The organism is Wenyingzhuangia heitensis, assembly GCF_011762155.1.
In the GTDB taxonomy this organism is placed as follows: Bacteria; Bacteroidota; Bacteroidia; order Flavobacteriales; family Flavobacteriaceae; genus Wenyingzhuangia; species Wenyingzhuangia heitensis.
Genome location: NZ_JAASQL010000002.1, coordinates 201,700 through 215,926, shown reverse-complemented (window position 1 = coordinate 215,926; position 14,227 = coordinate 201,700). Strand labels below are relative to the sequence as shown.

Annotated in this window: 11 protein-coding genes; 7 read left to right on the top strand and 4 right to left on the bottom strand. The window is 29.3% G+C overall.

Annotated features, from left to right (window positions below; all coding sequences use genetic code 11):
- Nucleotide 1: 1 nt before the first annotated feature.
- Entirely contained in the window at nucleotides 2–1,471 is a 1,470-nt protein-coding gene (pelF, locus tag FHR24_RS09575) for a GT4 family glycosyltransferase PelF (RefSeq protein WP_167187542.1), read from the bottom strand.
- A 166-nt stretch (nucleotides 1,472–1,637) separates the two neighbouring features.
- Here pelF and ndk point away from each other — a divergent pair, with 166 nt between their 5' ends.
- Nucleotides 1,638–2,057, top strand: a complete 420-nt coding sequence (gene ndk / locus FHR24_RS09570) for a nucleoside-diphosphate kinase (RefSeq protein ID WP_167187539.1) — start codon at nucleotides 1,638–1,640, stop codon at nucleotides 2,055–2,057.
- An 81-nt stretch (nucleotides 2,058–2,138) separates the two neighbouring features.
- Here ndk and FHR24_RS09565 read toward each other — a convergent pair whose 3' ends face one another.
- Nucleotides 2,139–2,513: a response regulator gene (locus FHR24_RS09565; RefSeq protein WP_167187536.1), complete on the bottom strand. Its 375-nt coding sequence runs from the start codon at nucleotides 2,511–2,513 to the stop codon at nucleotides 2,139–2,141.
- A gap of 254 nt (nucleotides 2,514–2,767) precedes the next feature.
- Here FHR24_RS09565 and FHR24_RS09560 point away from each other — a divergent pair, with 254 nt between their 5' ends.
- From FHR24_RS09560 to FHR24_RS09550, 3 genes are all read left to right on the top strand, one after another.
- Nucleotides 2,768–3,640: a helix-turn-helix domain-containing protein gene (locus FHR24_RS09560; RefSeq protein WP_167187533.1), complete on the top strand. Its 873-nt coding sequence runs from the start codon at nucleotides 2,768–2,770 to the stop codon at nucleotides 3,638–3,640.
- Nucleotides 3,641–3,728: 88 nt separating this feature from the next.
- Entirely contained in the window at nucleotides 3,729–4,601 is an 873-nt protein-coding gene (locus FHR24_RS09555) for a nuclear transport factor 2 family protein (RefSeq protein ID WP_167187529.1), read from the top strand.
- Nucleotides 4,602–4,765: 164 nt separating this feature from the next.
- Nucleotides 4,766–8,446: a hybrid sensor histidine kinase/response regulator gene (locus FHR24_RS09550; RefSeq protein ID WP_167187526.1), complete on the top strand. Its 3,681-nt coding sequence runs from the start codon at nucleotides 4,766–4,768 to the stop codon at nucleotides 8,444–8,446.
- A gap of 57 nt (nucleotides 8,447–8,503) precedes the next feature.
- Here the strand turns inward: FHR24_RS09550 and FHR24_RS09545 are convergent, their stop codons facing one another.
- Complete coding sequence (locus FHR24_RS09545; protein ID WP_208412325.1) at nucleotides 8,504–10,708, bottom strand: ATP-dependent DNA helicase RecQ; 2,205 nt, start codon at nucleotides 10,706–10,708, stop codon at nucleotides 8,504–8,506.
- Between the two features lie 73 nt (nucleotides 10,709–10,781).
- On the opposite strand from FHR24_RS09545, the gene FHR24_RS09540 reads away from it, so the two are divergent.
- From FHR24_RS09540 to lptB, 3 genes are read left to right on the top strand one after another with little or no spacing between them, the layout of a single operon-like run.
- Nucleotides 10,782–11,744 carry a KpsF/GutQ family sugar-phosphate isomerase gene (locus FHR24_RS09540; protein WP_167187523.1) on the top strand — a complete coding sequence of 321 codons (963 nt, stop codon included), beginning with the start codon at nucleotides 10,782–10,784 and terminating at the stop codon, nucleotides 11,742–11,744.
- A gap of 3 nt (nucleotides 11,745–11,747) precedes the next feature.
- Nucleotides 11,748–12,551, top strand: coding sequence for a twin-arginine translocase subunit TatC (tatC, locus tag FHR24_RS09535; protein ID WP_208412324.1), 804 nt, complete (start codon nucleotides 11,748–11,750; stop codon nucleotides 12,549–12,551).
- Between the two features lie 4 nt (nucleotides 12,552–12,555).
- A complete protein-coding gene (lptB, locus tag FHR24_RS09530; RefSeq protein ID WP_167187520.1) occupies nucleotides 12,556–13,308 on the top strand; it encodes an LPS export ABC transporter ATP-binding protein in 753 nt (250 codons plus the stop codon).
- Between the two features lie 27 nt (nucleotides 13,309–13,335).
- Here lptB and FHR24_RS09525 read toward each other — a convergent pair whose 3' ends face one another.
- The gene (locus FHR24_RS09525; protein ID WP_167187518.1) at nucleotides 13,336–14,073 is read right to left on the bottom strand and encodes a CDP-alcohol phosphatidyltransferase family protein; all 738 of its coding nucleotides are present in this window, start codon (nucleotides 14,071–14,073) and stop codon (nucleotides 13,336–13,338) included.
- Nucleotides 14,074–14,227: the final 154 nt, after the last annotated feature.

Here is a 14,227-nt window from a genome sequence, read left to right as displayed (position 1 = left end):
ATTACAGGGATTTATACAATTCTGAATATGCTTTTCTAACAACTTCAATGGTAAAATTATTTACTACTTTTTCTCTACTTTTTTGAGCCATTTCTTTTCGTAAATCTTCGTTTTTTAACAAAATAATTACTTTTTCGGCAATGGCTTTATAATCTTTTGGCTTACACACAAACCCGTCTACACCATCATCTATAGCCTCTTTTACTCCACCTACATCTGTAGCAACGACAGGCACACCACAACTCATAGACTCTATAATAGTATAGGGAAATCCTTCAGAAATAGAGGTTAAAATAGAAATATCTCCTTCTACAAAAATAGAGGGAGGATCTGTGTTTAATCCTGCCAATATAAAGTATTCCTCTAATTCTAATTCTATGATTAATTCTTCACATTTAGTTGTATATTCTGGTACGGCATCTTTATTTCCATATACGATGTATTTTACGTTTGGAATTTCTTTTTTAACTTCAGCACAAGACCTAATCATGGTTAAAATATCTTTTAACTCAAAAATTCTAGCGGCAGCTACAACTACTTTAGTGTCTTTATGTTTTAAGGGCTTAGGTTTTGGTACAAATTTATTTTCATCAACACCATTATATATGACCTTACATTTTTTTGGATCGGCACCATACATCTGTGCCCATTTTAAATTGTAGGTATTTACAGACACAACCACATCTGCACTTTTATATGCCATTTTGGTGACCAACTCTGAAAAGTTAATTAAAAACGATTTTAAAAAATAAGACATTGGAGATGCACTTAAATTAATAAGTCGCTCTCTCATAAACACTCCGTGCTCTGTTAACACTATAGGTGTTTTATATTTATGTTTTGCTATAATTACAGGTAAAAAAGGAAAACCAGATATGGTTACATGGTTGATATCTGTTTTATCTAAATCTACCGTAATAGGCAATAAAAAACGATAAATCCATCTTAAAGAAGTAACAATATCTGATATTTTCACCTTAGAAATATAAGTATCATCTTCTGCAACATTTCCCACCACACCTTTGTAATGATCCCAAACTTCAATACTATACATACTATCCTTATAGTCGTATTTTTTAAAATAAGTATAAAGTTGAATTAATAACTCTAATAAATACTCTGTATCTTCTTCTTTAGAAAAAATAGCTTTTATAAACTGATCAAAAAGAGGTATAAATTGATTGCGAACGACACTAGACTTAGTACGTTCTTTTTTTAAAACTCTATCAAAATACTTTTCGTTATACCTTAATAATTCTATAGGTTCTTCTACAGACCATAAAGGAACTTGCTTAACAGATATTACGTTTTTAGGCAACTCATATATAGGCAACGATACATCTGCAGTAAAAGAAAGTATACTAAAATCTACTTCACTAACCTCTGTACAAATAGAATGACACCAAGTAGAAACACCACCTCCCATAAAAGGATAATTCCCCTCTCCCACAAGCATTACCGACTTACGCATTTTTATTAAGTTTTTTTGCAATTGGAATTAATTTGTAAATATAACAATTAGGAACTCCCTCAACTAGTGAATTTCTAGAAATAGTATATAATTAATTACCCTAATAAAGATTGGTCTATATTTACCTAAAAAAGTATATTAGCTATACAAACCTAAAGAAATCAACATGGCTAACAACAGAACACTTACTATGATTAAGCCCGATGCCATTGAGCAGGGAAACACAGGTGCCATTATTCAGAAAATAACCAATTCTGGATTTAAAATAATCGCCTTAAAACTTACCAAATTAACAACTGAACAGGCTGCCGAATTTTATGGTATACATAAAGGGAAAAAGTTTTATGATGAGTTGATTGATTTTATGATTAGCGGACCTATTATTGCTGCTATTTTGGAGAAAAAAAATGCTGTTGACGATTTTAGAGCTTTAATTGGTGCTACCGTAGATCCTGCCGAAGGAACTATAAGAAATTTATTTGCGAGTTCTGTAACTCAAAATGCCGTTCACGGATCAGACAGCGACGAAAATGCTAACATAGAATGTGCCTTTCATTTTAACGAAAATGAAATTATTGACTATTAATAATTAAAAAAAATCAGCTTTTTGTTTAAATAACAAAAAGCTGATTTTTAACAGAGAATACTGTAGTTATAAACTATAAAACTAGTGTCCTATTTTTAGATAATTTTCAATATCTAACCACATACTTTTAGCGTTTACAGGTTTGGTAAAATACATATCAAAGCCAGAATCTATACATTTATTTTTCCACTCCGTACCATCATAAGCTGTTAAAGCTACATAAAGCCCTTTAAGTTGTTTGTTTACTTTTATTGATTGTAAAACACCAAATCCATCAATTTCTGGATCCCCTAAGTTTAAATCTAAAATATACACATCGTATTTTTTTTCTTCTGCCAACGCTATTCCTTTAAAACCATTTTCTTCGGTATCTATTTTTACAATACCATGTAAAGATTTTTCTAACAACAGTCTATTTACAAAATTGTCTTCTACATATAATACTTTCTTTTTCATTTGTACAGCTTTTAAAAAACAGTTAACATTCTCATTTTTTTCTATTTAAGTTACAAAAATCTATATTTTAAAAACATCTATTATCGCTTAGAAAGCGGTTAAAACAGTTATAATACATTTATATGTAGATAAGCAGAAAAAAACACTTTATTTAAATCAAAACATTCTTTTTTAGTTTTTATTCATCTATTAACATTTTTAATTAAACATAATTTAAATACTTTTGAAAATTTATTAAAGAATATAGATTTAGAATGAACAACGTAATCCAGAAATATAATTTTAAAGAAGGACTGCCTCAAGAGTTTGAGGTACTTAACATATCTGATCTTTACAATAATTTTGGAGACGAGCTGTCGCAACCACACAGAACGGACTTTTACCATTTAATATGGTTTAAAAACAAAGCACCTAATCAAATGGTAGATTTTAATAGTATTAAAATTTCAGAAAACAGCCTTCTATACATCAATAAAAATAGTGTTCAACAATTTTCTTTCACTAAAAATGTAGAGGGTATAATTCTATTATTTACAGATAATTTCTTTTGTAAAACTGATACAGATACCCAATTTTTAAAAAGTAGTATTTTATTTAACGATTTATTATCTATATCACAAATAGTTTTAAAAAGCAATGAAGTGATCTTTTCTACTTTATTCCAACAAATTCAAAAAGAAACCACACTAACCAAAGACAATTATCAAGCAGATATTTTAAGAAATTATTTAAAAAATTTACTACTCCACTCAGAAAGAGAAAGACGTAAACAAAATTTTACAGAACTTAAAAAGGATGCCAATTTAGATTACATTCTAATCTTTAGAGATCTGGTAGATCAATATTTTATTTCCCACAAACAAGTCTCTTTTTATTGTGACCAAATGCACGTAACTCCAAAAAGATTAAATTTAGCAACGTCTAATGTTTTTGGAAAAACTCCTAAAGAATTTATAAATGACAGGGTTTTATTAGAAGCTAAAAGACTACTAGCACATACTAATGATAGTGTTAAAGAAATTGGATTTTCTTTAGGTTTTGAAGAACCCACAAACTTTGTTAAATATTTTAAAAAACGAACTCTAAAAACTCCCATAGAATTTAGAGAACAATTTACAATGGACTAAAAGTATCATGTAAAGCAATATTTTCACCTTTTTATCAACTTACAATCATTGCACCTTTGTGGCACATTAATAATCAACACAAAAAACAATGAAAAAATTATTTGTAGGTCTATCAATTATTGCAGCAATAACTACTGCTTGTAATAACCAAAACAAAAAGAATACTCAGTCACAAAAAGAACAAAAAACAGAAAAAACTAAAGAACAAAAAGTAGTAGCACTACTTAAAAGTATAGAAACAGGTGCACAAGAGCCCACAAGCTATATTAACCCAAACAAGTACACACAGCATAACACTGGAGTTGCAGATGGTTTGGCAGGGTTTGGAGCTTTACTACAACAAGTACCTAAAAACTCTGCAAAAGTAAATACCATAAGAACTTTTAAAGATGGGGATTATGTTTTTACACATACTGAATATAATTTTTTTGGTCCCAAAATAGGATTTGATATTTTTAAGTTTGAAGAAGGTCAAATTGTAGAACATTGGGATAATTTACAAGAAACTCCAGCAACTCCAAACCCAAGTGGGCACACTATGATTGATGGAAACACTCAAATTAAAGATCTTAACAAAACCGAAGAAAACAAAACATTGGTTACAAACTTTGTTACTGATATTTTGGTAAACGGGAAAATGGAAAGATTAGCAAGTTATTTTCATGGTGACGATTATATTCAACACAACCCAAACATTCCCGACCAACTTTCTGGGTTAGGAACAACCTTAAGTGTTTTGGCTAAAAAAGGAATTTTTTTAAAGTTTGACACCATTCATAAAGTTTTAGGACAAGGAAATTTTGTGTTAGTAGTTAGCGAAGGACATTTTGGAGGTATTCACAATTCTTTCTATGATTTATTTAGAGTAGAAAATGGAAAAATTGCAGAACATTGGGATGTTATTGAACCTATAACACCTAAAGATACCTGGAAAAACAACAACGGAAAGTTTAATTTTTAAATAGAAATACAATTTTTGCATACCTAAAAGCACACTAATTTAAAAAGTTAGCGTGCTTTTTAAATTTAAACGAATAAAGTTAAAGTTTACAACAACTATTCTATTGTTTTTTCATTAAATTTCAGTTATCATATTATAGCTAGTAGTATACCCTAAAATTGAACATGAAAAAATTAACCCCTAAACAGATTACCATATCTATATATTCTATAATGCTATTTGTTTTTATAAGTATCAACTTACTATTAATTAAAAACACAAAAAGTATTATCAATCACTTTGATCAAATTGAATTAAACCAACAACTACCTAAAAGGTTTGACAACCTATTATTTTTAAATGAAAAACTAGGTTATACAGCTAAAAAATTCATAAAAACATCAGACAGTATTTGGCTAAAAGAGTACTATAAAACAAAAAAATATTTTAATCAAAAAGTAAGTGGCCTAAACACTTTAAAACAAATACCTAACAGTATTTCTGATTCTATATTTAAGCTAGAACAACAATCTTTTTTAGCAAATGCTAATCACAACAAAAAACAAGCACTACTAATTTTAGAAAGTGATCTTTATTTTAATTATAAAAATCAGTTATTCAATTATATTGAAAAAGCTTATTTAAATCATCAAAACTTAACAAATCAATTAATTACTGACAATAGCATTAAAATAAGTTCAATAAAAAAAAACATAAAATATTTTATGTTTTCCAGAATTCTTATTCTTTTAATTATTAGCTCACTAGGGTATTACATATACAAATCTTTTAAAGGGATAAAAAAGTTAAATTCCGAACTAATAGTGTCCGAGCAAAAATTTAGAAATACCATTACAAACTTACTAGAAGGTTACTATACAGCCACTCTAGACGGTAAATTATTAAGTTATAATAATGAGTTTGAAAAAACTTTAGGACTAGACCCTTCTATTAATCACAAAGGATCTCTTATTCTAAATTTTTGGCAAGACCCTAAAGAAAGAGAGCTATTTATTTCTAAAATAAAAGAACAGGGTTATGTAAAAAACTTTATTGTAAACGCTACAAAATTAGACAAGACACCATTTGTAGCAATGGTTAACGCTAGACTAGTTACAAACCCTAGTAACAATACAGAAACAACAGAAGGAACCTTTTTAGATGTAACTGCAGAAAGAAACGCAGAAATTAAACTACAAGAAACGTTAAACAGCCATCAAAAACTAATCAATTCCTCTATACAAGGATTATTTAGAATAGCAACTACCATTCCTTTAAAAACAGATTTACCTGTTAAAGAACAAATTAATTTCTTTTTAAAAAATGCCTATATAGCAGAATGTAATGACTTATTTGCTCAGTTTTATGGATTTAAGAGTGCTTTAGAAATAACCAACAAACCTTTAACCGTTTTATGGGAAAGTGAAGAAACAGCTTTAGAGCTTATAAAATTATACATTTCTAGTCAATATGAATGGGTTAATATTACCACCGAGGAGACTACAGCCAATGGAGAAGTTAAGTTTTTTTTAAACAACATTGTTAGCCTTTATAAAAGTGAAACAGAAATAGAAGGATGTTGGGTTTCTTCTATAGATATTACAGATCGTATAAAAGCAGAAAAAGAAATTCAAAAAAGTGAAGAAAGAAATAACTTTGCTTTAGCGGTAAACAATGACGGTTATTACGATTGGGATATTTCATCAAACAATGTTTATTATGATTCTCGTTATTACACAATGGCTGGCTACCAACCAAATGAATTTCCTGGCAATGCTGCAGAGTGGGAAAAAAGAGTTCATATAGATGATATTGATAGGGTACAGACAAAAACAGCAAATTTTTTATCTGGAATAAGTAATTGTTATGATGAGGAATTTAGGTTTAAGCAAAAAAACGGAGAATGGATGTGGATTCGATCACGAATAAAAACATTTGAAACCGACAAACATGGAAAACCTAAAAGAGCTATTGGTACACATACAGATATAACCTATCAAAAAACAGCAGAAATTGCATTACGAGAAAGTGAGCAAAAATTTAAAAACTTTATGTACAATGCTCCAGATGCCATGTATGTTCATGACATTACAGGTAATATATGCAACACAAATGTAAAAGCAACTCAAGATTTGGGTTACACAAAAAAAGAAATTAAATCTCTAACTGTTTTTGATATTGATGCTAAAAGTAATAAATCTGATAAAGATTTAGTCATAAACACTTGGAAACAACTAGAAACAAATAAAAGAATTTCAATATCTAGCTTTCACATAAGAAAAGACGGTAGTACTTTTCCTGTGGAAATTCAACTTAGTGCTTTTTTTAATAAAGGAGAAAAAATGTTTTTAGCCTTTGTAAGAGATCTAACCAATAGAAAAAAAACAGAAGAAGAAACAAATAAATTAACCAAGGCTTTAGAGCAAAGTCCTATCTGTATAATGATTACAGACTTTAATGGCGATCTAGAATATGTTAACCCTTGCTTTGAGAAAACTACAGGCTATAGCTATAAAGAAGTTTTAGGTAAAAATCCACGAATTCTAAATTCTGGGCATCATCCCAAAGAATACTACAAAACCATGTGGAACTTTTTATACAATGGAAAACCTTGGGAAGGAGAAATAAAAAACAAAAAGAAAAATGGAGAACTGTATTGGGAAAATGTAAACATAGCTCCTATTAAAAATGATGAAAATCAAATTACTCACTTTGTCGCTCTTAAAGAAGATATAACAGAAAAGAAAAAAATATTAGAAGATTTAGAAAAAGCCAAAAACAAAGCAGAAGAATCAGACAGACTAAAAACAGCTTTTTTAACCTCTATGAGTCATGAAATTAGAACTCCTTTAAATTCTATTGTTGGTTTTTCTAATGTTATTGCAGATGAATCTACCAGACCAGAATTTAAAGAGTTTACCACTATTATCAATAATCAAAGTGAAATATTATTGCAATTGGTTGATGATTTAATTTATTTTGCAAGAATAGAATCTGAATCTATAGAAATTAAAGAAACTACTTTTGACATCAACTCCTTGTTAGAAGAAATTTTTCAAACCTACGACAACAAATGCAATTCTAAAGTAAACTTAGTTCTAAAAACTCATTATTCTAAAATGATTATTTATTCTGACAAAAACAGAGTAAAACAAATCTTTATCAATTTACTATCCAACGCTATTAAATTTACCCATAAAGGAAACATTACATTTGGATATGAATTAGATGTAAACAACAATATTGTTTGTTTTGTAAATGACACAGGTATTGGTGTTTCATTAGAAAAGCAATCTAAGATTTTTGAAAGATTTTTTAAAATTGATGACTTTTCTCAAGGTACAGGCTTAGGTTTGTCTATTGTAGCTAAGGTATTAGATTTAATGAAAGGAGAAATTAAGCTTACTTCTGAAATAGAAAAAGGCTCCGAATTTAGATTTACAATCCCATTTAAAATTGAAGAAGTTGTCAATATATCATCAGAAAAGAACACAAACAATAAACTATTCACTGTTTTAATTGCAGAGGATAATGAAAGTAATTTTACTTATTTAAAACAAATTTTAAGTAATGAAGTAGATCATATTATTTGGGCTTTAAATGGCTCTGAAGCTATTGCTTTTTGTAAAGACAACAAGAATATAGATTTAGTTTTAATGGATCTTAAGATGCCCATTATTAATGGTTGGGAGGCAACAGAACAAATAAGAAAACTAAAACCTAAACTTCCTATTATTGCGCAAACCGCACATACGTTTAGAACTGATGAAGAAAAATTACAAAAATTAAAATTTAACGAGTATATATCTAAACCTATTTCTAAAGAATCTCTTATTAAATTAGTACACAAATACAAACCCAACTAAACCCTAAAAAGCCATTTGTAAAAATACAAATGGCTTTTTAGGGTTTTAAAATCAACTTTAATTAGCTATATCACTAATAAATTTTATACGCATTAAACGTAACTCTTCATCATCATAATCTCCATCAAACTCATCTAAAGCTTCTTTAATACTATCAGATTCAGCCTCCATAAAATAATCATGTATTTCTTCTTGCTGGTCTTCATCTAAAATATCTTCTAAATAATAATCTATATTAAGTTTTGTTCCAGAATATACAATGGATTCAATCTCTTTAATCAAATCATTCATTTGCAATCCTTTTGCACTTGCAATATCTTCTAAAGGTAATTTTCTATCTGTATTCTGAATGATATACAACTTTAACCCCGATTTTTCTCCTGTTGTTTTCACAACCAAATCATCTGGTTTTTCTATCTCATTTTCAGTAACATATTTTGCGATTAATTCAATAAATTCTTTACCAAATTTTTTCGCTTTTCCATCTCCTACTCCATGTATATTAGACAACTCTTCTATACTTGTTGGGTATTTTAAAGTCATGTCTTCTAAAGACGGATCTTGAAAAATTGCATAAGGAGGAATTCCTTTCTTTTTACCTACCGTTTTTCTAAGTGATTTTAACAAACTCATTAGCTGAGCATCTGTAGTTACCGCAGCTTTATTTTTAGCATTGGCTATAATTACAGCTCTATCATCTTCATCTACATAAATATGATCTTCTGTCATCATAAAAGAAACTGGTTTTTCTAGAAATTCTAGTCCTTTGGGAGTTAATTTTACCACACCATATTGCTCAATTTCTTTACGCAAATAACCCGCTACTAACGTTTGTCTAATTAAAGCGGTCCAATATTCGTTGTTTTTATCTTTTCCAAGTCCAAAAAAGTCTCTTTCATCTGTTTTATGAGAACTTAACATAGCATTGGCTTTTCCCATTAACGTGGCAACAATGTCTTTAGTTTTGTACTTTTCTTTAGAACCTTTTACCACTTTTAAAAGCGTTACTACACTTTCTTTGGCTTCGGTTTGTTTTTTAGGATTTTTGGTATTGTCATCCATTTTAGCACCTAAACCATTTACAGCATCAAACTCTTCTCCAAAATAATGCAATAAGTATTGTCTTCTACTTATAGATGTTTCTGCATAGCCAACCACTTCTTGTAACAAAGCATGACCTAATTCTTGCTCTGCAATAGGCTTGTTGGCCATAAATTTTTCTAACTTTTCTATATCTTTATAAGCATAAAAAGCCAAACAATAACCTTCACCATCATCACGACCAGCTCTACCTGTTTCTTGATAATAGCTTTCTAAACTTTTAGGAATATCATGGTGGATTACAAAACGAACATCTGGCTTGTCTATCCCCATTCCAAAAGCAATGGTGGCTACAATTACATCTACATCTTCCATTAAAAACATGTCTTGATGCTTGGCTCTTGTTTTACCATCTAAACCTGCATGGTAAGGCAAAGCCGAAATACCATTTACTTGAAGTGTTTGTGCTAACTCTTCAACTTTTTTTCTACTTAAACAGTAAATAACTCCAGATTTTCCTTGTCTCTGTTTTATAAAACGAATAATATCACTGGCTACATTTTTTGTTTTTGGTCTTACCTCGTAAAACAAATTAGGTCTGTTAAAAGATGCTTGAAATGTATTGGCATTGTTCATTGCCAACGTTTTAATAATATCTTCTTGAACCTTAGGTGTAGCTGTGGCTGTTAAACCAATAATAGGAACATTTCCTATTCGTTGAATAATTTTTCTTAAGTTTCTGTACTCTGGCCTAAAATCATGTCCCCATTCAGAAATACAATGAGCCTCATCAATCGCAAAAAAAGAAATAGTTTGCTCTTTTAAAAAATCTACATATTCATCTTTGGTTAAAGATTCTGGAGCTACATACAATAGTTTTGTAATTCCGTTTGATATGTCAGACTTTACCTTCGCAATTTCTGTTTTGTTTAATGATGAGTTTAGCACGTGTGCTACTCCTTGGTTTTCAGAAATTCCTCTAATGGCATCAACCTGATTTTTCATCAATGCAATTAAGGGAGAAACAACAATAGCTGTTCCCTCTTGCATTAATGCTGGTAGTTGATAACAAAGTGATTTTCCACCACCTGTAGGCATGATCACAAAAGTATCATTTCCTTCTACAATGCTTCTTACCACATCTTCTTGTAAACCCTTAAATTTGTTGAAGCCAAAATACTTTTTTAGCGGCCCGTACAAATCAATTTTATCTTGATTCATAATAATAGTATGCTAATTTTAAATACATTTGCAATTAAAGATATAACTTTTTTTTTAGTAAAAAATTACAACCTTGAATAACGATATACTTTCTATTGCCAAGAAAACTATTGAACTAGAAAGCAATGCAATTGCTAATTTAACCAATTTAATTGATTCCAATTTTGAAAATGCTATAAAATGTATTCTTAAAAGTAAAGGAAGAGTAATTATAACAGGAATTGGTAAAAGTGCTACTATAGCCACTAAAATTGTTGCGACTCTAAACTCTACCGGAACTCCTGCCATATTTATGCATGCAGCCGATGCTATACATGGAGATTTAGGAATTATACAAAATAACGATGTGGTTATTTGTATTTCTAAAAGTGGAAACACTCCCGAAATAAAAGTGTTAATTCCTCTTATTAAAAGAAACAACAATCCTATTATAGCAATTACAGGTAATAAAGACTCTTTTTTAGGAACACAAGCTACTTATACCTTAAATACATTTGTAGAAAAAGAAGCTTGTCCTAATAACTTGGCACCAACCACAAGTACAACAGCACAATTAGTAATGGGAGATGCTATTGCAGTTACTTTATTAGAACTGAATCAATTTACAAGTAAAGATTTTGCAAAATACCACCCAGGTGGAGCGTTAGGTAAAAAACTATATTTACGTGTTAGCGATTTGGTTGAAAATAATGAAGCTCCAAAGGTAAATATTGATACAAGTGTAAAAAATGCACTGTTAGAAATTTCGAACAAACGTTTGGGAGCAACTGCAGTTTTAGATAATAACAAATTGGCTGGAATTATTACTGATGGGGATATTAGACGAATGCTAAATAAAAGTGATGATTTTTTATCACTTACCTCTTTAGATATTATGTCTAAAAATCCAAAAAAAATAGACATTAATGCAATGGCTATAGAAGCCATGGATGTTATGGAAACAAACAATATTTCTCAATTAATTGTGGTAGACAAACAAGACAATTACAAAGGAATAGTACATATTCACGATTTAATTAAAGAAGGGATTTTCTAAATTATGGAAGAAAATAAAGAAATGTCTTTTTTAGACCACCTAGAAGAATTAAGATGGCATTTGGTAAGATCTACCTTATGTATTTTAGCATTTACAATTGTCTTATTTGTATTTCAAAAACAAGTATACAATCAATTTTTGTTAGCACATTTACAACCCGATTTTATTACCTATCAATGGTTTTGTGATGTATTTACCAAAATAGGATTAGAAAGTAGTTTTTGCAACATTCAGTTCAATGCAAAACTACAAAGTCTAGCTCCTACAAATCAATTAATGAATGCTTTATGGTCTAGCTTTATTTTGGGTTTAATTTTATCTTTCCCTTATATTATTTGGGAAATGATGCGTTTTATTACACCGGGTTTAACAAATAAAGAACAACAAAAAAGTAAAGGTTTTATAGTTATTGCCACCTTGTTATTAATTATAGGATTGTCTTTTAGTTATTTTGTAATCGCTCCAATGTCTGTTTACTTTTTTTACAATTATCAAATAACAGATTTAATTGTAAACAACTTTCAGTTTGACAGCTATATAGGTTTAATTACCAACACATTACTAGGGGTTTCTGTTGTTTTTGAACTTCCATTAATTGTTTATTTTTTAACCAAATTTGGATTGATTACTCCAGAATTTTTAAAAACTTACAGAAAACATGCTTTGGTATTGGTTTTGATAGTTTCTGCTATTATTACACCCCCAGATGTTGCTAGTCAAATTATTGTAGCCATTCCTATTTTAATTCTTTATGAAATTAGTATTTGGGTGTCTAGAATAATTGTTAAAAAACAAAATCAAAAGTAAGTTTATGATTTTAAGAGCTGATAATATTCAGAAAATATACGGAAGTAGAAAAGTTGTAAAAGGAATTTCTTTACAAGTAGAACAAGGAGAGATTATTGGTTTATTAGGTCCCAATGGTGCTGGTAAAACAACTTCTTTTTACATGATTGTTGGAATGGTAAAACCCAACGAAGGTCATATTTTTTTAGATGATAAAGAGATTACAGATTACGCAATGTACAAACGTGCACAACACGGAATTGGATATTTAGCTCAAGAAGCCTCTGTCTTTAGAAAATTAACTGTTGAAGAAAACATACTTTCTGTTTTACAATTTACAGATAGAAACAAAGCCGAACAAAAACAAAAACTAGAAGAATTAATAGAAGAATTCAGTTTAGGACATGTAAGAACTAACAGAGGTGATTTATTATCTGGAGGAGAAAGACGTAGAACCGAAATTGCCAGATGCTTGGCTTCTGATCCCAAATTTATTCTGTTAGATGAACCCTTTGCAGGTGTAGACCCTATTGCTGTAGAAGACATACAATCTATTGTAGCCACTTTAAAAGACAAAAATATTGGTATTTTAATTACTGATCATGATGTACAAGCAACATTAGCTATTACAGATAAAACCTATTTAATGTATCAAGGAAGCATATTAAAAAGTGGAACTCCACAAGAACTTGCCGATGATGAAATGGTTCGTAGAGTATACTTAGGAGAAAGTTTTGTATTAAAAGAAAACAGATTTAAGAAAAAAAATATTAATTAATACTATTCCTTTTTAAACTTAATAAACCTATGCCTTCTTCTTTTTAGTATTACTAATCATAGACAAAGCTAAATACATTAAAATAATTGTAGGAATTGCAGCTAACTTGATTAAGACAATCAGAATAAAAGATAAAATTAAAAACACATATTTTAATTTATTTTTAACAAAACCAAATGTTTTAAACTTTAAAGCAAACAACTCTATTTTTGCATTTAACATATAACAACTCAACACTGTGATTAACAACAATACATACTGATTATCTACAACATAACTAATGTATTGATACTCTGAATACATGTGCATTAAAGGCAAAGAAAGTATAAACAAAGCATTGGCTGGTGTTGGTAATCCCACAAAATTTTCTATCTGATTTTCATCAATATTAAAATTAGCCAATCGGTAACAAGATGCTAAAGTGATAGAAAAACCAATCATGGCTAAAAAAGGAAAACTCTCAAAACCATTTATATAATTTAAAGGTTCTTGATTCCCAGATTTTAACAACATTTGCACCATAACTACACCCGGGACTACTCCGCTAGTTACCATATCTGCCAAAGAATCTAATTGTTTACCCAATTCACTTTGTACGTGTAATAGGCGAGCAGCAAATCCATCAAAAAAATCAAAAAAGATTCCTAACATCACAAACATCACAGAAAACTGAATTTGATTGTTAACCGCATATACTACAGCCAAACAACCTGATAATAAATTTAATAAGGTTAATAGATTAGGAATAAACTTTAAAATTTTCATATATTTTTCATATTTTTTTACATTACAAATCTAAACATAGTTTTGTGTAACTAAATAAAATAAGTTAATTTAAATTTGTCATCCATTCTTAAAACTGAAACAATATATTTGTATACTTTTAAGTTATTATTCTAACTAAATTACTTTTGAAGAA